This window comes from Labrys sp. F242 (assembly GCF_057813875.1).
Genome location: NZ_JBVASG010000002.1, coordinates 486,886 through 505,582, shown reverse-complemented (window position 1 = coordinate 505,582; position 18,697 = coordinate 486,886). Strand labels below are relative to the sequence as shown.

The window sequence follows — 18,697 nt, the reverse complement described above, 5'->3', positions numbered from 1 at the left end:
GAGAAATCGCACTTTTTCTCAAGGATCAGGCGACCTTGAGCAGCACGATCAGCGCGTAGCTGATCACGCCCAAAGCGAGCAAGGAGAGAATCACCGTCGAGGTCACCCGCGGGCCGGCCTTGGCGACGGCGCGGATGTCGACGGTGAGACCGAGCGCGGCCATCGAGATGATGGTGAGCGTATTGGCGGCCGATGAGATCGGCTGAAGCGAGCCCTGAGGCAGGAGGCCGAAGGAACGCAGCGCCATCATGGCCAGGAAGCCGATGATGAACCAAGGCACGATCTGGCCGAGGCGGGGACGTGCGCGGCTAGCCGCCCCGGCCTCGGTCGTGGCGGCCTTGCGCTGGCTTTCGCTGATCAAAGCGAGAACCACGATGACCGGGCCAAGCATCAGTACGCGGGCGAGCTTGACCAGGGTACCGATCTGCACGCTGAGAGCGGCGACGGGCGCGGTGGCGGCAAGGACCTGCGGCACGGCATAGACGGTCAGTCCGGCGAACACGCCATACTGGCCCGGGGTGAGATCGAGGGCAGGCACCAGGAGCGGCAGGCCGATCACGGCGACCACACCGAGCACGGCGGTGAAGGCGATCGAGGCGGCGACATCCTTGCCGTTGGCGCCGATCACGGGCGCGGTGGCGGCGATGGCCGAGTTGCCGCAGATCGAATTGCCGCAGGCGACCAGCAGGGCCATGTTGTGCGGCAAGCCGAGGGCGCGACCAATGCCGAAGCTCAGCATGATCGACACCATGACGACGCCGGCGATGCCAGCCATCAAGCCGAGGCCGGCATCGGCGATGGCGGCGGCGCTGACGGAAGCGCCGAGCAGGACAACGGCGACCTCCAGCAGCGTCTTGGCACCGAAGGTGATACCGCGGTCGAAACGGGCCTCAGGCTGGGCGAAGGTGCGGATCAGGGCGCCGATCAGGATGGCAAGGACCAGAGCCTCCAGCCAGGCCTTGCCGAACAGGCTGGCTTCGACGAGTTCGGCCCCCATGGCGAGGGCGGTGACGACGATGCACAGGCCCGCGCCGGGGAGAATCCCGCGAATTCCCGTCATATCGCCCAACCGGCTGCCGACCTTGCTGCTCATGATCCACCTGCAATTCACAGGTTTGTTCTGCCTTATTGGGTCTGTTCAATCCATTTCAAAATAGTGTAGAAATCATTCGATTGAATCGAATGATTGGATTGTGCGTAAGCAGATGACTGAAATTTGGGTCTTCTTCGGCGACGCTAACGGTTGGGATTTGTCATGTCCTGGCCTGACCCGAGCATCCAGACTGGATCGACACCGGACAATTTGTCTGGTGGAGGGCAAGCCCGGCGATGGCAAGGCCACGCTGCCATGACTTTGGAACAGTTGAGGATTTTCGTGGCCGTGGCGGAGCGTGAGCACCTGACGCAGGCCGCAGGCGAACTCCATCTGACGCCATCGGCCGTGAGTTCTGCCATCCGCGTTCTGGAGGATCGCTATGGCGCGGCACTGTTTCATCGTGTCGGCCGCCGCATCGAGATGACGCCCGGTGGGCGGGAATTCCTGCCGACGGCGCGGGCGACGCTCGCCTCCGCCAAGGCAGCGGAGCTCGCTCTGTCCGAGCTCGGCAGCGGCGCACGCGGCTCGCTTGTCGTGCATGCCAGTCAGACCATCGCGAGCTATTGGGTCGCGCCTTTCCTGGCGCGCTACCACGATGTCCATCCGCGTGTCGATCTGAGGTTGGAAATCGGTAATACCCAGAGCGTCACCCAGGCCGTGCTGGAAGGGGTGGCCGAGATCGGCTTCATCGAAGGTGCCGTCGATGAGCCGGCCCTGTCGGTGCAGACGGTGGCGCATGACCGGCTGATCGTGGTGGTGGCGCCGGGCCATCCCTGGGCCGATGGGCGCACGGTGCGGCCCTACGACATTGCCACAGCGCGCTGGATCATGCGCGAGGAGGGCTCCGGCACGCGATCGGTCTTCGAGGAGGCGTTACGGGGGCGGGGCGTCGATCCCGCCGCGCTTGAGATTGCCCTGGTGCTGCCCTCCAACGAGGCCGTGCGTTCGGCCGTGCGCTCGGGCCCCTTCGCGACGGTGATGTCCGAACTGGTGGCGGCGCCCGACCTGCAGGCGGGACGGCTGGTGCGAATCGCCTTCGACATGCCGCCTCGCGCTTTCCGCATGCTGCGCCATCGCGAGCGCTACCGCACCAAGGCTTCGCAAATGTTGGAGATGGTGATCACCCAGACCGGAGGGTGAATTCGCCTCTCAGCCCCCGCTGGTCGCGGGCAGCCTTGTCAACCAATAGCCTCCGGCGAGAATCAGCAGGCAGCCGATGCCGGCCTTGAGATCAGGAACCTCGCCGAAGGCGAGGAGGCCGAGCAGCGCGGCGAACACGATCCAGCTATAGCCGATCGGCCCGGCCACGGCGATGTCGGCAAGCCGATAGCCTCGGATGTTGCAATATTGGGCGAGGATCGCAACGGGGCCGAGCATCAGGCAGGCCAGGATCGGGCCCGGGCCGACGCTCTTCCAGCTCAGCCAGGCCGGTACCAGCATCAAGAGGAAGCTGAAGAGGTTCACATGGGCCAGCATGGAGAGCGGCGTGTCGCCCTTGGTTAGCCGTTTCACATAAATGATCTCGAAGGCCATCAGTACGGCGCCGAGCAGGGCCATCGCAGCGGGAATGCTGACGTCGCCGAAGGGAGCGGCCGCCGCGTGCTGGCCGAGTACCACCGCGAGCGCGCCGAGGCCACAGATGAGACCGGCGAGCCAGTGGCGCCAGCCTACCGCCTCGCCAAGCATGACCATGGCGAGGGCAACCACGAAGATGCCTTCGAGCAGGCCGATGGCGCTGGCGGCGGCGACCGGCATATGGGCGGCGGCATAGATCGCAGACAGGCCGCCGAAACAACCGAAGCAGGCGCGCAGAAAATGTTGGTCGGGCCGCGGGCTGTGCAGGGCGACGAAAGGTTGCCCGCCGGCCCTGGCCACGATGAGCACGGTCACGAAGCCGCTGGCGTAGCGCAGCAGCAGGATCTGGGGGATGGCGAGAAGCGGGCCGGCGAAGCGCCCCGAGGCGAAGATCAGGGTGAACAAGGCGGTGCCGACCAGGAGCCACAGGGCACCCCTGGCATTGGCGCTCATGCCGGTCGTTCCAGCCAGCGGCGTTGATTTTGCTGCAATCGTCATGCTTGATGCGTCACAGATTTCATACCCGCAAACAAATGCATTTTTTGATCGTTGCGTGAGAAAATCTAATGCAAACACCTCGTCGCCTTCCGTCCCTCAATGCCGTGCGCGTCTTCGAGGCAGCCGCCCGCCTCGGCAGCCTGAAGGCGGCGGGTGAGGAATTGGGCGTGACAGCCAGCGCCGTCAGCCATCAGGTCCGTCATCTGGAGGAAGGGCTCGGCGTGCGCCTGTTCGCGCGCAGCAACAATGCCATCGAGCTGACGGCGGAGGGCGCGCGTTTCGCGGCGGCTACCGCGCCGGCGCTCGACATCATCGCAGCGGCGGCCTCGGCCCTGCAGCGGGATGCCAACGAGGTCCTGGTGCGCGCCTCGGTGTCGTTGGCCCTGCGCTGGCTGATTCCGCGCCTCGGTAGCTTCCGCCAGGCCCATCCCTCCATCCGCGTCCGGCTGGAAACACCGGTCTCAGCAATGGCTGATCATGACGACATCGATCTCGTGATCGGCTATTCGCGCGCCGAAGGCCCCGCTCAAGGGGGAACGATCCTGTTCGACGATATCTGCGTCGTGGTGGCTGCGCCGGATGTGGCGGCACGCTATCGCGATGCCGACGCCACGGCGCTGGCGGCCTCTGGGGCTCTGATCTCGGCGACGCAGGACGACTGGGACTGGCGCCGCTGGGCCGAGGTCAATGGCGTCGACTGGCGCGATGTGCGCATGGCCAGCCGGTTCGAGATCGACGATGCGGCCTGGGAGGCGGCGAGCGCGGGGCTTGGCATGACGCTGGCTTCGCCGCGCCTGATCGAGCGGGAACTGCGCAATGGTTTGCTCACCATCGTCGGCTTGCAGGACGGGCTGCAGCTCGGCAACTATTGGGTACGCGCCCGGCCGCCCATCCGCCGGGGCGCCGAGCTCTTCCTGGCCTGGCTGCTGGAGGCCGCGGGCGAGGACGCATGAGGATCGTGCCGGGAAGCGGAAAGCCGTGCTTGTGAAGGAGAGGATTGGGGAGCAAGCTGCAGGCCGGTCGTCACCAGGCTCTGCTCCCGGAGCAGGCGGCTGGGGGATCGCACCATGTCGGAGATCATCAGCATCAAAGGCCTCGAACTCCGCTTCCTGCACAGCAAGGCGGATACGCAGGGCAGCCTCGACATGTTCGAGATGACCGTCCAGCCCTGCGCACGCATGCCGGTCGCCCATTATCATGAGAGCTGGGACGAAACGGTCTATGGCCTGGAGGGCGCGATGACCTTTCGGGTCGACGACCGCGAGGTTACTCTTGCGGCACGGCAGACGCTCTTCATTCCGCGCGGCATTGTCCATGCTTTCCGCAATGACGGGGAGGGCCCTGCGAGCTGTCTCGTCGTACTGACGCCCGGCGTGCTTGGCATCGACTATTTTCGCGAGGTGGCGGCGCTGCTGGCCGCCGACGCGCCCGATCTCGCCCAGATGGGCGCGATCATGCGGCGATACGGGCTGGTGCCCGCGCCCTCGAACTGAACCGTGCTTACTTCCCGATCCGTAGCAGTTCCAGGAAGGCTTGGCCGGCGGGGCTGAGGCCTTGCTTACGGACGGAAGCGTGAAGGTCGCGGCGCAGCGGCGGCGTCAGCCGGCGCACGGCAAGGCCGCTGGTATCGTCCGGCAGCGTGAGGTCGGGCATGACTGTGAGGCCGATGCCCTCGCGCACCATGCCGAAGATGGTGGCGTTGTCGCGGGCCAGGAACAGCACATTCGGCCTGCTGCCGGCCGCCAGCAGGGCCTCTTCGAACTGGCGGTTGCCGCCGCCGCCGGAAAAGATGGCGCGCTCGCCGTCGATCGCTTCCAGGCCGATCGAAGCGTTCTTGGCCAGAGGATGGGCAGCGGGCAGGATCAGCACGAAATCGTCATTGGCGACGATGGCACTGTCGAGTTCGGGGTGAGACTCGCCGCTGATGCCGACATCGACGGCGTCGGCAAGCACCCAGTCGTTCACCTCCTCGTCGGTGCCCAGGTGCAGGGTGATGCCGGCCCGTGGATAGAGCGCCCGGAACGGCTTGAGCCAGCCAGGCAGCAATTTGGCGGCGGCGCTCTGTACCGAGCCGATGCGCAGCGTCGTGCCGGCCAGCTTGTCGCTGGCCTGGGCGATGGTCGCCAGGCGCTGGGCGCCCGCCAGCAGGGCTTGCGCTTCCACGAGTGCGGCCTCGCCGAGGTCCGTGAGCTTGACGCCCACGCGCGTACGGGTCAGCAGCTTGGCGCCGAGGGCATCCTCCAGCCCGGCGATGGCCTGGCTCACGGCCGATTGGGTGAGATGGATGCGCTGGGCGGCGGCGGTGAAACCCCCGGTTTCTGCCGCGGCGACGAAACAGCGCAACTGGGTGAAGGTGATATTGGGATGCATGGTCGATGGGGCCTGGCGAAGCAGTGAATCTTAATATGGAGGTGACCCGTTCTCTTGCCCAGCGCGGACCTTCGGACCTCGATCCCTTGCGTCAGGATATTAACTCTTTCTTACGAGCCGGATGCGCTGGAAGACTCTTTGGGTTAAGAAAAGATCGAAACCAAAGCGTCTTGCAATTTGACGCTATCGGCGAGAATCACGAAGACGCGTCGAAACAAAATGCTAAAACAAAGCGCGTTTCCGCCAGGAACGCGCTTTGTTTCAGGAGATCGGGCAGGGGTGATGGCTGACGCGGCAGCGCCCGGAGACAGGCCGGAACTTGGGGTTGCGATGCCGGTCAGGAAAAGTTCGCGCACGCTATGGCGGCGCCTTGTCAAAGTCGCCATCGTGCTCGCTGCCCTGCCTGTGGTGCTCACCATCCTCTACACGGTGGTGCCGCCGATGTCGCTGCCCATGCTGGGGCGCTACCTCACCGGCCAATCCGTAGACCGGCGCTGGACGCCGATCGAGAATATCGCCCCGGTTGCCCGGTTTTCGGTGATGGCTTCCGAGGATGGCCAGTTCTGCCGCCACTGGGGCGTCGATTTCGGCGCGATCGCCGATGTCCTGGAACGGGGCGGGGAGAAGGGGCCTTCACGCGGAGCCTCCACCATCGCCATGCAGACCGTGAAGAACCTCTATCTGTGGCCGCTGCCGGCTTTCGCCCGCAAGCCGCTGGAGGTGCCGCTGGCCGTGTGGACCGATCTGGTCTGGTCGAAGAAGCGGGTGCTGGAGGTCTATCTCAACGTGGCCGAATGGGGGGACGGCATCTATGGCATCGAGGCGGCGGCCCAGCATTATTTCAAGAAACCGGCCTCCAGGCTCAATGCCCGAGAGGCGGCGCAACTCGCCGTGGTGCTGCCCAATCCGATCCGCCGCAGTGCCGGCGCGCCGACAAGGCGCCTGCGCAACCTTGCCGGGCTGATCGTCAATCGCGCCCGCAACTCTTCCGGCTATTTCGATTGCGTGAAATAAGGTATCGAGATCCCAGCTGCGGGGTTTCCGGTGCGAAAGAATCTCGCTCCAGCCTCTTTCTTCCTGAGTTCTCTTCCTGTATAGGCTGCGCCTTCAATCGATTTTGTCATCGGCCTGTCGTGACTGTCACGGCATCCGCACGCCACGAAGAAGATACCCCAATGGCTGTTCCGAAGCGAAAAACCTCCCGCATGAAGCGCGGCTTCCGCCGTTCCGCTGATGCCCTCAAGGCCCCGACCTATGTCGAGGACAAGGATTCGGGCGAACTGCGCCGTCCGCACCATGTCGATCTGAAGACCGGCATGTATCGCGGTCGCCAGATCCTGACCCAGAAGTCCGACGCCTGAGAGCCTGCGCGGTCTTCCGCGCGGCATCTCGTCCGGGCCGGCTGATTGCCGGCCCTTTTGTTTGTCTTGAGTACGGGTGCCGGGGGCGGGCCCGAAACTTTATCGTGCACTGAAACACGGTACGCAGTTCGCGCATATGCAGCCGAATCCTACCTCCTATTCGGGATGGCGGAAGGCGCGCTTGCCGCTCTCATTCGAGAACGGTGACAAACGGGGCGGGTTCTGCTGGAGGATTGGCATTTTTTCGCGACGTTTTGGGTGTTTCCCTCATGTTGCGTCGGCCAAGCCTGTGTGTTAGGTGAGCGCTCGTGTTGCGGGGCCGGAGCCAGCTCCTTCCTGCAACCGTGAGGAAATTCAACATATCCGCCAAGGGGTTGGGCGGTCAGGTGCGGGGAAACCCGGCTGGGCTGCTGTTCTCCCGAAGTGGTTTCAGCAGAGAGACACGCGGTGGCAGGGGAAGAACCGATCGTATCCGGCATGGCAGGCCGCTATGCCAATGCCTTGTTCGAGCTCGCCAGCGAGCAGAACGCCATCGATTCCGTTGTAGCCGATCTCGGCCGTTTCAATGGCCTCGTCGAGGAAAGCGCTGATCTCAAGCGCCTCGTCCGCAGCCCCGTCTTTTCCTCCGAAGAGCAGACCAAGGCGATCACGGCGTTGCTCGAGCGCGCCGGCATCGGTGGTCTTGCTGCCAATTTCATCAAGCTTGCCGCCCATAACCGCCGTCTGTTCGCGGTTGGCCAGATGATCCAGGCCTTCACCGTGCTGGTCGCCAAGGCGCGTGGGCAGGCCACGGCCGAAGTCACGGCGGCCCAGCCGCTTTCCGACGACAATCTCAACGTCCTCAAGGACTCGCTCAAGAGCGCGACCGGCAAGGACGTCTCCCTCAACGTCAAGGTCGACCCGAGCCTGATCGGTGGTCTGATCGTCAAGATCGGTAGCCGCATGATCGACGCCTCGCTCAAGACCAAACTCCAATCGATCAAGATCGCCATGAAAGAGGTCGGCTGATGGACATCCGCGCCGCAGAAATTTCCGCCATTCTGAAGGACCAGATCAAGAATTTCGGCCAGGAAGCCGAAGTTTCCGAAGTCGGTCAGGTTCTCTCCGTCGGTGACGGTATTGCCCGCGTCTATGGTCTCGACAACGTTCAGGCCGGTGAGATGGTCGAGTTCCCCGGCGGCGTGCGCGGCATGGCGCTGAACCTCGAAGCCGACAATGTCGGTATCGTGCTGTTCGGTTCCGACCGTGGCATCTCGGAAGGCGACACCGTCAAGCGGACCGGCGCCATCGTCGACGTCCCGGTCGGCAAGGGCCTGCTCGGCCGTGTGGTCGACGCCCTCGGCAATCCGATCGACGGCAAGGGCCCGATCGTCGCCGAGCAGCGCGCCCGCGTCGACGTCAAGGCACCCGGCATTATTCCGCGCAAGTCGGTGAACGAGCCGATGGCGACCGGCCTCAAGGCCATCGATGCCCTGATCCCGATCGGCCGTGGCCAGCGCGAGCTGATCATCGGCGACCGCCAGACCGGCAAGACCGCCGTGGCGCTCGACACCATCCTCAACCAGAAGCCGCTCAACCAGGGCGACGACGAGACCAAGAAGCTCTACTGCGTCTATGTCGCCGTCGGCCAGAAGCGTTCCACCGTCGCACAGTTCGTGAAGGTGCTGGAAGAGAACGGCGCGCTCGACTATTCGATCATCATCGCCGCCACCGCCTCCGATCCGGCCCCGATGCAGTTCCTGGCACCGTTCGCCGGCTGCGCCATGGGTGAATATTTCCGCGACAACGGCATGCATGCCGTGATCGTCTATGACGATCTGTCCAAGCAGGCTGTCGCCTACCGCCAGATGTCGCTGCTGCTGCGCCGCCCGCCGGGCCGCGAAGCCTATCCGGGCGACGTGTTCTATCTCCACTCCCGCCTGCTCGAACGCGCCGCCAAGATGGGCAAGGATGCCGGTCTCGGCTCGCTCACGGCGCTGCCGATCATCGAAACCCAGGCCAACGACGTGTCGGCCTACATTCCGACCAACGTGATCTCGATCACCGACGGCCAGATCTTCCTGGAGACCGACCTGTTCTACCAGGGCATTCGCCCCGCGGTGAACGTCGGCCTGTCGGTTTCGCGCGTCGGTTCGTCCGCCCAGACCAAGGCGATGAAGAAGGTCGCCGGCAAGATCAAGGGTGAGCTCGCCCAGTATCGCGAAATGGCGGCCTTCGCCCAGTTCGGTTCCGATCTGGACGCCTCGACGCAGCGCCTGCTCGCTCGCGGCGCCCGCCTGACCGAGCTCCTGAAGCAGGGCCAGTTCTCCCCGCTGAAGATGGAAGAGCAGGTCGTGGTGATCTATGCCGGCGTCAACGGCTATCTCGACAAGATCGAAGTCGGCAAGGTGCGGTCCTTCGAAACGGGCCTGCTCGCCAAGCTGCGTGCCGAGGGCTCGATCCTCGAGGCGATTCGCACTTCCAGCGATCTCAGCGACGATGTCGCCGCCAAGCTCAAGGACCAGGTCGAGGCGTTCGCCAAGACCTTCGGCTGATCGCGAGAGTATTATTCGATTATGTCGATCGAATAATACTCAGAATTTCAAGGAGATAGACGCGTCTTTCCGATCCGGTCAGATCGAAAAACGCTCTCGCTCTCGATAGGAAGGCGAAGCGATGGCATCGCTTAAGGACCTCAGAAACCGTATTGCCTCGGTCAAGGCGACGCAGAAGATCACCAAGGCCATGCAGATGGTCGCGGCCGCCAAGTTGCGCCGCGCCCAGTCGGCGGCCGAGGCTGCGCGCCCCTATGCCGAACGCATCGACGGTGTGCTCGCCAATCTCGCCGGCTCGATCGCCGATCCACGCCAGGCCCCGCCGCTGCTGGCGGGCAACGGCAAGGATCAAACCCATCTGCTGGTGGTCTGCACCGGCGAGCGTGGCCTGTGCGGGGCGTTCAACACCTCGATCGCCCGTCTGGCCCGCGAGCACGCCTTGGCCCTGCTCGGCCAAGGCAAGACCGTCAAGATCATCTGCGTCGGGCGCAAGGGCTACGATGTGCTCAAGCGTCAGCTCGAGAAGCACATCATCGAGCTCGTGGACTTCCGCTCCGTGCGCCAGCTCGGCTTCGAGCACGCCGATCAGGTTGGTGCGAAGGTCCGCAAGCTCTATGCAGAGGGCGGCTTCGACGTCTGCACCCTGTTCTACTCGACCTTCAAGTCTGTGATCTCGCAGATCCCGACCGCCAAGCGCCTGATCCCGGCCGAAGTGCCGGCCGTCAAGGAAGGCACGCAGAAGATCGCCTATGAGTATGAGCCGGATGAGGGCGCCATCCTCGCGGATCTCCTGCCCCGCAACATCTCGGTGCAGGTGCTGCGTGCTCTGCTCGAGAACAATGCGTCCTTCTACGGGTCGCAGATGAGCGCCATGGACAACGCCACGCGCAATGCCGGTGAGATGATCAAGAAGCAGACGATCACCTACAACCGCACGCGCCAGGCGATGATCACCAAGGAACTGATCGAAATCATCTCGGGTGCGGAAGCGCTCTGAGGTCAGCCATAGGGGTATCGTGATGTCTTACGCAACTTCTGCCTCGACCAAGGGTGGCCGCGAGGGCCGCGCGATCCTCGACAATGGCGGCCTGGCATTGGCGATGGCCTTTCCGAAGGAACTCGGCGGCAATGGCGAAGGCCATAACCCCGAGCAGCTCTTCGCGCTGGGCTATTCGGCCTGCTATGGCCAGGCCATCGTGGCGCTTGGCCGCAAGCATGGCATTGACGGCGCCACCGCCAAGATCACCTGCCAGGTGACGCTGGCCAAGGACGATATCAGCTTCGCCCTCTCGGTGGAGATGAAGGTGCATGTCCCCGGCGCCGACCTCGACAAGGTCAAGGCGCTGGTCGAGGAAGCTCACCAGATCTGCCCCTATTCCCGGGCGACCCGGAACAACGTGCCCGTCACGTTGACCGTCGTCTGATCGCAGCTCTCAAACAGACAAGAATTTGTCAAACAGACAAGAGACTTTGGAGAAACCCATGGCCAACCCGACCGGACGCGTTTCGCAGGTCATCGGCGCCGTTGTCGACGTACAGTTCGACGGCCATCTGCCCGAGATCCTGAACGCCCTCGAAACCACCAACAACGGCCAGCGTCTGGTGCTGGAAGTCGCACAGCATCTGGGCGAATCCACGGTCCGCTGCATCGCCATGGACATTTCCGAAGGCCTGGTGCGCGGCCAGCCCGTCACCGATACCGGCAAGCCGATCGCGGTGCCGGTGGGCGAGGCCACGCTCGGCCGCATCATGAACGTCATCGGCGAGCCGATCGATGAAGCCGGCCCGGTCAATGGCGAGGGCGTGCGCCCGATCCATGCGCCTGCTCCGAGCTATGCCGAGCAGTCCACGGAAGCCCAGATCCTCGTCACCGGCATCAAGGTGGTCGACCTGCTCGCCCCCTACGCCAAGGGCGGCAAGATCGGCCTGTTCGGCGGCGCCGGCGTCGGCAAGACCGTGCTCATTCAGGAACTGATCAACAACATCGCCAAGACCCATGGCGGCTACTCAGTGTTCGCCGGTGTCGGCGAGCGTACCCGCGAGGGCAACGACCTCTATCACGAGTTCATCGAATCGGGCGTCAATGCCGATCCGCATGACGCCAATTCGTCGGTCAAGTCGAAGTGCGCCCTGGTGTTCGGCCAGATGAACGAGCCGCCGGGCGCCCGCGCTCGCGTCGCTCTGACCGGCCTCACCGTCGCCGAGCATTTCCGTGACCAGGGCCAGGACGTGCTGTTCTTCGTGGACAACATCTTCCGCTTCACCCAGGCTGGTTCCGAGGTGTCCGCGCTTCTCGGCCGTATTCCTTCGGCCGTGGGCTATCAGCCGACGCTCGCCACCGACATGGGCGCGCTGCAAGAGCGCATCACCACCACCACCAAGGGTTCGATCACCTCGGTGCAGGCCATCTACGTGCCGGCCGACGACTTGACCGACCCGGCACCCGCCACCTCCTTCGCCCATCTTGACGCGACGACCGTGCTGTCGCGCTCGATCGCCGAAAAGGGCATCTACCCGGCCGTCGATCCGCTCGACTCGACCTCGCGCATGCTCACCCCGGCCGTGGTCGGTGAAGAGCATTACGCTGTCGCCCGCCAGGTGCAGCAGATCCTCCAGCGCTACAAGGCCCTGCAGGACATCATCGCCATTCTGGGCATGGACGAACTGTCTGAAGAGGACAAGCTGACCGTGGCGCGCGCCCGCAAGATCGAGCGCTTCCTGTCGCAGCCCTTCGACGTCGCCAAGGTGTTCACCGGTTCGGACGGCGTGCAGGTTGCCATCGAGGATACCGTCAAGGGCTTCAAGGGCATTGCCGAAGGCCAGTACGACTATCTGCCGGAAGCCGCCTTCTACATGGTCGGCACCATCGAGCAGGCCGTCGAGAAGGGCAAGCGCCTGGCCGCCGAGGCTGCGTAACAATGCTGACTGGGGCGCCGTCAGGCGCCCCTCTTCTGGAAATCAAGGACCGCATCGATGGCCAGCTTCCAATTCGAACTCGTCACGCCTGAGAAGCTGCTGTTCTCCGGCCCTGTCGAATCCGTCGTCGTGCCGGGCAGCGAAGGCGATTTCGAGGTGCTGTCCCAGCACGCTCCGGTGATGTCGACCATCCGGCCCGGCATCATTGTGGTCAAGGAAACCGCGGGCGGCTCGTCCCGTCATCTGTTCGTGCGGGGTGGTTTCGCGGACGTCAATCCGCAGGGGCTCACGATCCTGGCCGAACAAGCCGTTCCGATCGAGGAAATGACGCCAGACAAGGTCAGCTTGGAAATTGCAGCCGCCGAGGCAGCGGTCCAGGCGGCTGTCGACGACGCCGCCAAGGCCTTGGCCGATCTCAAGCTCGGCCAGATCAAGGAATTGCAGAAAGCCCTGAGCTGAATACGTTCACTCATTTCTTCTGAAAAGCGCGCTTCGGCGCGCTTTTTCTTTTTGAACACGGCAGCGCGACATGATGCGGTCTCGCCGTGAGGTTCGTGCTCCGATCAGCCGTTCAGCTGGATCGTGGTCAGCAAGGCCCTGGCGACTTCGGTCGTGACACGGCGTTTGTAGCGCTCGTGGACCACCTGCCCGTTATGGAAGACCTTGTGCTCGACATAGACCATATGGCCGTCCCAGCGCAGGATGTTGTCCGTCTCTGTCGTCTCGATGACATTAAGCCCTGGTACGAGCTGGCCTTCGGTCGACTTGTCGCGCATCCGGTTGTTCCTCCCGCCTGATTCTCTAGAGCAAAACGCGTTCATGACTGAATGCCTGTTCGCTCTAACTCCTTGTTTCGACGTGTTTTTGCGATTCCGGGTGGTCCCGGCAAGTCGCAAACGTTCGGGCTGATCGCAAGCCAGCATGCCCGACTTTGCAGGAAAATGGAAAGGGGATCGGCTGGGCTTCCTCCAGTTCTCCTCGCCGCCAAGAATCGTTGCGGGAATGCGATCCGCTCTTGACTGATTGAACGTTCAAAATATTGTAGAGGTCATGGCCGCTCAGCTCACCTCGTCCAATGAACGTCCGATACGTCTGCGCCGCGTCGACGCCGGAGACGTTCGGCGTCGGCAGTTGATCGACGCCACCATCGAGGCGATCGCCGAACTCGGCTTCAATGCCACGACGATCGCCGAGATCGCCCGCCGCGCTGACGTCTCCACCGGCCTGGTCTCCTTCTATTTCGGTGACAAGGACGGGCTGCTGGAAGCGACCCTGCGCCATCTCGCCCGGCAGTTGTCGCGGGGGGCGGCGGCCCGCCTGCGCGACGCCAGCACGCCGCGGGCTCGCGTCCAGGCGGTGATCGAGACTATGCTCGGTGTCAGCCAGTTCGAGCGGCGCATCGGTACGGTCTGGTTGGCTTTCTGGGGGCAGGTGCCACATTCGCCGCGCTTTGCCCGGGTGCAGCGCGCCTATCATCGCCGCATTGCCGGCAATCTCGCCCATGCGCTGCATCCCGTCCTGAGGCCGGAACCGGCCCGGGCGCTTGCCGAAACCATCTCGGCGATGATCGACGGGCTGTGGCTGCGTGCCACCCTCGCCAATGATCCTGATGGCCGGATGGCCAGAAGTGTGGCGACCGGCTTCGTCGACAGTCAGTTCATGCTGCTCGGCCTCAGTCGTTGAGGTCTTGGGCGGCGATCTCGCACTGAGGCTTTGGCCGGACGCAGGGGCGCCGGCTCGCATTTGGAAGTTGAGTTCATATCGAAAAGCGGAAACGGCGCCGATCAAGCGGCGGCCGTTCCAGGCGGGGAGTTTGAAGAATGCGCTACGGCGTTGTGAAGAACCATATCGGCGGCGCCTTCGTCGACGCGACCTCGGGCGAGACCTTTGCTTCGGTCGATCCGGCTACCGGCGAGACCATCGCTGAGGTGGAACAGGCCGGTGATGCCGACATCGAGCGGGCGGTCGAGGCCGCCAAGGCCGGCTTCAAGGTGTGGTCGCGCATGACGGGCGCCGAGCGCGGCCGCATCCTCAAGCGCACCGCCGACATCCTGCGCGAGAAGAACGCGGCCCTGGCCGAGATCGAGACGCGCGATACCGGCAAGCCGATCCAGGAGACCATCGCCGTCGACGTACTATCGGGCGCCGATTGCCTGGAATATTTCGCCGGCATCGCCGCCACCCTCACCGGCGAGCATGTCGACCTCGGCCCCGCCGCCTTCGGCTATACCAGGCGCGAGCCGCTTGGTGTTGTCGCCGGCATCGGCGCCTGGAACTATCCCCTCCAGATCGCCTGCTGGAAATCGGCTCCGGCGCTTGCCTGTGGCAATGCCATGATCTTCAAACCGTCCGAGGTGACGCCGCTGACCGCGCCCTACCTCGCCGAAGCCTTCAAGGAGGCCGGTCTGCCGGACGGCGTCTTCAACGTGGTGCAGGGCGATGCCCGCGTCGGCAAGGCGCTGGTCGCCCACCCTTCGATCAAGAAGATTTCGCTGACGGGCGAGGCCGGCACCGGCCGCATCATCATGGCCAATGCCGCCAAGACGCTGAAGCATGTCACGCTCGAGCTCGGCGGCAAGTCGCCCTTGATCGTGTTCGAGGACGCCAAACTCGACAATGCCGTCTCCGGCGCGCTGCTCGGCAATTTCTATTCGGCCGGCGAGGTCTGTTCGAATGGCACACGGGTGTTCGTGCATAGCAAGGTCAAGGACGCCTTCCTCGCCAAGCTCAAAGCAAGGGTTGAAAAGATGGTGATCGGCGATCCCCTCGATCCCAACACCCATGTCGGCGCTCTCGTCAACCAGGAGCATCTGGAAAAGGTGATGTCCTATGTCGAGAAGGGTAAGGCGGAAGGTGCCAAGCTGCTCACCGGGGGCTATCGCGTCACCACCGGCGCGCTCGCCAAGGGCGCCTTCGTTGCCCCCACCATCTTCGACGGCTGCCGGGACGACATGGCCATCGTGCGCGAGGAGATCTTCGGACCGGTGATGACGGTGCTGAGCTTCGACGACGAGGACGAGGTGGTGGCCCGCGCCAACGATACCGAATATGGCCTGGCGGCCGGCGTGTTCACCAACGATCTTTCGCGTGGCCATCGCGTCATCGCCAATCTCGAGGCCGGCACCTGCTGGATCAACCAGTACAACGTCACGCCGATCGAGCTGCCTTTCGGCGGGGTCAAGCTGTCCGGCCTCGGGCGCGAGAATTCGCGCGCCGCTGTCGAGCACTACACCCAGATCAAGAGCGTCTACGTCGCCCTCGGCGATATCGACGCACCGTACTGAGGTCTGGAAGCGCGGACATCGCAGCCCCATGAAGTCATGGGGGGATGTCCGCTCTTGGAAACGCGACATTCGAAGGGCGGGAAGAGGCGGACGGGACGTCCGCGCACCCGGAAAACCATGACCGAAACATTCGACTATGTGATCGTGGGCGCCGGTTCGGCGGGTTGCGTGATGGCGAGCCGCCTGACGGAGGACGGCACGCATCGCGTCAAGGTTCTGGAATTCGGCGGCAAGGACGGCTCGGTGTTCATCCAGATGCCGAGCGCCCTTTCCATCCCGATGAACTCGCCGCGCTATGATTGGCGCTATCATGCCGAGCCCGAGCCCGCGCTCGGCGGCCGCAGCCTCCATACACCGCGCGGCAAGGTGCTGGGTGGATCCTCCTCGATCAACGGCATGGTCTATATCCGCGGCCATGCCATGGACTACGAGGCCTGGCAGGAGGCGGGCGCGCGCGGCTGGAACTATGCGGGGGTGCTGCCCTATTTCCGCCGGGCGGAAGGTCGCGAGGAAGGCGGCGACGAATATCGCGGCGCCGATGGCCCGCTCAAGACGTCCTATGGCCGGCTCGCCAACCCGCTCTACCAGGCCTTCATCGATGCCGCCGTCGAGGCCGGCTATCCCGCCACGGCCGATGTGAACGGCTACCAGCAGGAAGGCTTCGGTCGCATGGACATGACTGTCCACAAAGGCCGCCGCTGGTCCGCCGCCAACGCCTATCTCAAGCCGGCGATGAAGCGGCCCAATCTGTCGGTGGAGACGCATGCGCTGGCAAGCCGCATCCTGTTCGAGGGCAGGCGAGCTGTCGGCGTCGAATATTGGCAGGGCTCGCAGCTCAAGCGCGTGATGGCGCGGCGCGAGGTGATCCTGGCAGCCGGGCCGATCAACGATCCACAGCTCCTGAAGGCGTCTGGCGTGGGGCCGGCCGCCGAACTCAAGGGCTTCGGCATCGAGGTCATCAACGATCTCCCAGGCGTCGGCGAGAACCTGCAGGACCATCTCGAATTCTATTTTCAGATGGCGAGCACGCAGCCGATCACCCTCTATTCAGTAACCAACCCGATCGCGAAGGGCATGGTCGGCCTGCAATGGCTGCTGCGCAAGGACGGGCTGGGCGCCACCAATCATTTCGAGAGCTGCGGCTTCATCCGCTCGCGCGCCGGTATCTCCTATCCCGACATCCAGTATCATTTCCTGCCGATGGCGGTGAGCTATAACGGCAATTCGCTTGCCACCGAACATGGTTTCCAGGCCCATGTCGGACCGATGCGCTCCAAGAGCCGCGGCCATATCCGCCTGAAGTCGCGCGATGTGCGGGAGGCACCGCTGATCCGCTTCAACTATATGAGCCACCCCGAGGACTGGGCGGAGATGCGGGCCTGCGTCAGGCTGACGCGCGAGATCTTCCAGCAGAAGGCGTTCGAACCTTTTGCCGGCCGCGAGATCTCGCCGGGTGCCGACGTCACCTCGGATGAGGCGATCGATGCCTTCATCGCCCAGCATGTCGAGAGTGCCTTCCACCCGTCCGGCACCTGCCGGATGGGCGATCCTTCCGATCCGATGACGGTGGTGGATCCCGAAACCCGGGTGGTGGGCCTCGAGAATCTGCGTATCGCCGACTCAGCCATCATCCCGCTGATCACCAACGGCAACCTCAACGCCCCCTCGATCATGATCGGCGAGAAGGCATCCGACCACATTCTCGGCAAGCCGCTGCTGCCGCCGTCCAACGCGCCCTTCTACCGGGCGAAGGATTGGGAGAGGAAGCAGAGGTAGGCTGGATGGGGTTCGGAGAATATTATTTGCAACTACTGCGGTAGGCTTGGTTGCAAAAGTCTTTGAGACGCGGGACAAACCTTATACTCATCTCTCGTGTCCTAGACTGTCATGCAGCTTGACCAGAACGACCGCATTGGTGGCCCCCCACGTAAACAATGGGTGGGTGGACCGATCGTCGGCTTGATCGCGAGCGTTCTTCTGGTTTGCGGCGGTCTTTATTTCTATCGCGATATCGAAGGCCTTGTGAATTACGGCAAGCAAACGGCCGCGAGTTCGTTCAACGGAGACCGCAGTACCGATTTCAATCCCGTCTATCAGCATCTTGGTATCGCGCCTCTGGAGGCCAACATTGCCTATCAAAGCGATGTTCAAACCGCTCTGAAGCGATTGCGTGCGGAAGATTGCGATAGGAATGGTATTTTTCAGCTTTCGCGGGCTCTTGAACAAGCCGGTAAGCTACGCGTTGCGGCTCAAGCCCTGGAAGGCTTTGCCGCGGCCTGCAGAAATACAGGCGGCGAGCTCTATCGGGCCGCAGATCTCTATTTCGCCCTTGGCGATTATGACAAGGCTGCTGTGCTTGGTGATCAGCTGGTCAAGGCCAGCCCCTATAACGGGCAGATCCAATATTTGCGGGGGCAGGCCTCAAACGCCAAGGAACAATGGGCCGAGGCGCTGCCTTTCTATATCAACGCGATCGAATTGCTCGGCAGCCCCAAAGACATCAACGCGACGGTCTTCACGCAGCTTGCCAATATCTATGATCATCTTGGGCGCGCTTGCGACGCGATCACCGCGATTCAGACCTGGGTATTGGCCGACCCGGCAAGTCGCGATAGTCCGCAAACCAGGAAGATGGTCAATGACTTCTCCAGAAAAGGGAAATGCGAGAGCGACACGGCCAAGGGCGTGGAGCATGTTCCCAAGGCTTCGGGTGGCGTCATGTTGGTCAAAGCTCAGATCAATGATACCGGGGGAACGTTCATCGTGGATACCGGGGCGACTTTTGTCAGCCTCACACGTGATTTTGCCAAACGAGCGAAAGTCGATATTACCGGGGCCGATGCCGTGTCCCTCCAGACCGCCAATGGCCAAATCATCGCGGATTTGGGTATTGCGAACAGCGTGAGACTTGGTCATGCTCAGGCCAAAAAGGTCGCCCTTGTGGTACAGGAGCCTTCGCTCGGCAAAGGCGTAGACGGTCTGTTGGGCATGTCGTTCCTAGCGCGCTTTAACGTGACCGTGACGGACAAAGAGCTTCAGCTCAAGGCGATGAACGCACCATAG

At 63.4% G+C, this 18,697-nt stretch carries 19 protein-coding genes; 15 read left to right on the top strand and 4 right to left on the bottom strand.

Annotated elements, in window-relative coordinates:
* Nucleotides 1-25: 25 nt before the first annotated feature.
* On the bottom strand, nt 26-1,093 hold the full coding sequence (locus ACZYTC_RS17865; RefSeq protein WP_488990216.1) for a YeiH family protein: 1,068 nt from the start codon (nt 1,091-1,093) through the stop codon (nt 26-28).
* A gap of 255 nt (nt 1,094-1,348) precedes the next feature.
* Between ACZYTC_RS17865 and ACZYTC_RS17860 the strand changes: the two genes are divergently transcribed.
* Nucleotides 1,349-2,236 carry a LysR family transcriptional regulator gene (locus ACZYTC_RS17860; protein WP_434959154.1) on the top strand — a complete coding sequence of 296 codons (888 nt, stop codon included), beginning with the start codon at nt 1,349-1,351 and terminating at the stop codon, nt 2,234-2,236.
* 9 nt (nt 2,237-2,245) lie between these two features.
* Here ACZYTC_RS17860 and ACZYTC_RS17855 read toward each other — a convergent pair whose 3' ends face one another.
* Entirely contained in the window at nt 2,246-3,169 is a 924-nt protein-coding gene (locus tag ACZYTC_RS17855; protein WP_434959155.1) for a DMT family transporter, read from the bottom strand.
* Between the two features lie 68 nt (nt 3,170-3,237).
* Here ACZYTC_RS17855 and ACZYTC_RS17850 point away from each other — a divergent pair, with 68 nt between their 5' ends.
* Both ACZYTC_RS17850 and ACZYTC_RS17845 read left to right on the top strand, forming a co-directional pair.
* Nucleotides 3,238-4,122 carry a LysR substrate-binding domain-containing protein gene (locus tag ACZYTC_RS17850; protein ID WP_441774322.1) on the top strand — a complete coding sequence of 295 codons (885 nt, stop codon included), beginning with the start codon at nt 3,238-3,240 and terminating at the stop codon, nt 4,120-4,122.
* 114 nt (nt 4,123-4,236) lie between these two features.
* On the top strand, nt 4,237-4,662 hold the full coding sequence (locus ACZYTC_RS17845) for a cupin domain-containing protein (RefSeq protein ID WP_434959157.1): 426 nt from the start codon (nt 4,237-4,239) through the stop codon (nt 4,660-4,662).
* A gap of 7 nt (nt 4,663-4,669) precedes the next feature.
* On the opposite strand, the gene ACZYTC_RS17840 is transcribed toward ACZYTC_RS17845, so the two are convergent.
* Nucleotides 4,670-5,539: a LysR family transcriptional regulator gene (locus tag ACZYTC_RS17840; RefSeq protein ID WP_488990215.1), complete on the bottom strand. Its 870-nt coding sequence runs from the start codon at nt 5,537-5,539 to the stop codon at nt 4,670-4,672.
* A gap of 282 nt (nt 5,540-5,821) precedes the next feature.
* On the opposite strand from ACZYTC_RS17840, the gene mtgA reads away from it, so the two are divergent.
* The 8 genes from mtgA to ACZYTC_RS17800 all read left to right on the top strand — a co-directional run bounded on the left by mtgA (nt 5,822) and on the right by ACZYTC_RS17800 (nt 12,809).
* Entirely contained in the window at nt 5,822-6,553 is a 732-nt protein-coding gene (gene mtgA, locus ACZYTC_RS17835) for a monofunctional biosynthetic peptidoglycan transglycosylase (RefSeq protein ID WP_434959159.1), read from the top strand.
* 161 nt (nt 6,554-6,714) lie between these two features.
* Nucleotides 6,715-6,900, top strand: a complete 186-nt coding sequence (rpmF, locus tag ACZYTC_RS17830) for a 50S ribosomal protein L32 (RefSeq protein ID WP_068294749.1) — start codon at nt 6,715-6,717, stop codon at nt 6,898-6,900.
* Between the two features lie 447 nt (nt 6,901-7,347).
* Nucleotides 7,348-7,908 (top strand): F0F1 ATP synthase subunit delta, encoded by a 561-nt coding sequence (locus ACZYTC_RS17825; RefSeq protein ID WP_434959160.1) that lies wholly within the window; start codon nt 7,348-7,350, stop codon nt 7,906-7,908.
* Nucleotides 7,908-9,434 (top strand): F0F1 ATP synthase subunit alpha, encoded by a 1,527-nt coding sequence (gene atpA, locus ACZYTC_RS17820; protein WP_434959161.1) that lies wholly within the window; start codon nt 7,908-7,910, stop codon nt 9,432-9,434. The genes ACZYTC_RS17825 and atpA overlap by 1 nt, the downstream gene beginning before the upstream one ends.
* A gap of 121 nt (nt 9,435-9,555) precedes the next feature.
* Nucleotides 9,556-10,431 (top strand): F0F1 ATP synthase subunit gamma, encoded by an 876-nt coding sequence (locus ACZYTC_RS17815; RefSeq protein ID WP_434959162.1) that lies wholly within the window; start codon nt 9,556-9,558, stop codon nt 10,429-10,431.
* Nucleotides 10,432-10,453: 22 nt separating this feature from the next.
* A complete protein-coding gene (locus ACZYTC_RS17810; protein WP_434959163.1) occupies nt 10,454-10,858 on the top strand; it encodes an organic hydroperoxide resistance protein in 405 nt (134 codons plus the stop codon).
* 58 nt (nt 10,859-10,916) lie between these two features.
* Nucleotides 10,917-12,350, top strand: coding sequence for a F0F1 ATP synthase subunit beta (gene atpD / locus ACZYTC_RS17805; protein ID WP_434959164.1), 1,434 nt, complete (start codon nt 10,917-10,919; stop codon nt 12,348-12,350).
* Between the two features lie 57 nt (nt 12,351-12,407).
* Nucleotides 12,408-12,809, top strand: a complete 402-nt coding sequence (locus tag ACZYTC_RS17800; RefSeq protein WP_434959165.1) for a F0F1 ATP synthase subunit epsilon — start codon at nt 12,408-12,410, stop codon at nt 12,807-12,809.
* A 104-nt stretch (nt 12,810-12,913) separates the two neighbouring features.
* Here ACZYTC_RS17800 and ACZYTC_RS17795 read toward each other — a convergent pair whose 3' ends face one another.
* Nucleotides 12,914-13,126 (bottom strand): hypothetical protein, encoded by a 213-nt coding sequence (locus ACZYTC_RS17795; protein ID WP_488990214.1) that lies wholly within the window; start codon nt 13,124-13,126, stop codon nt 12,914-12,916.
* Nucleotides 13,127-13,400: 274 nt separating this feature from the next.
* On the opposite strand from ACZYTC_RS17795, the gene betI reads away from it, so the two are divergent.
* From betI to ACZYTC_RS17775, 4 genes are all read left to right on the top strand, one after another.
* Complete coding sequence (gene betI / locus ACZYTC_RS17790) at nt 13,401-14,033, top strand: transcriptional regulator BetI (RefSeq protein WP_434959166.1); 633 nt, start codon at nt 13,401-13,403, stop codon at nt 14,031-14,033.
* Nucleotides 14,034-14,170: 137 nt separating this feature from the next.
* Complete coding sequence (gene betB / locus ACZYTC_RS17785) at nt 14,171-15,634, top strand: betaine-aldehyde dehydrogenase (RefSeq protein WP_488990213.1); 1,464 nt, start codon at nt 14,171-14,173, stop codon at nt 15,632-15,634.
* A gap of 117 nt (nt 15,635-15,751) precedes the next feature.
* Nucleotides 15,752-17,410 carry a choline dehydrogenase gene (gene betA, locus ACZYTC_RS17780; protein WP_488990212.1) on the top strand — a complete coding sequence of 553 codons (1,659 nt, stop codon included), beginning with the start codon at nt 15,752-15,754 and terminating at the stop codon, nt 17,408-17,410.
* 111 nt (nt 17,411-17,521) lie between these two features.
* A complete protein-coding gene (locus ACZYTC_RS17775) occupies nt 17,522-18,697 on the top strand; it encodes a TIGR02281 family clan AA aspartic protease (RefSeq protein WP_488990211.1) in 1,176 nt (391 codons plus the stop codon).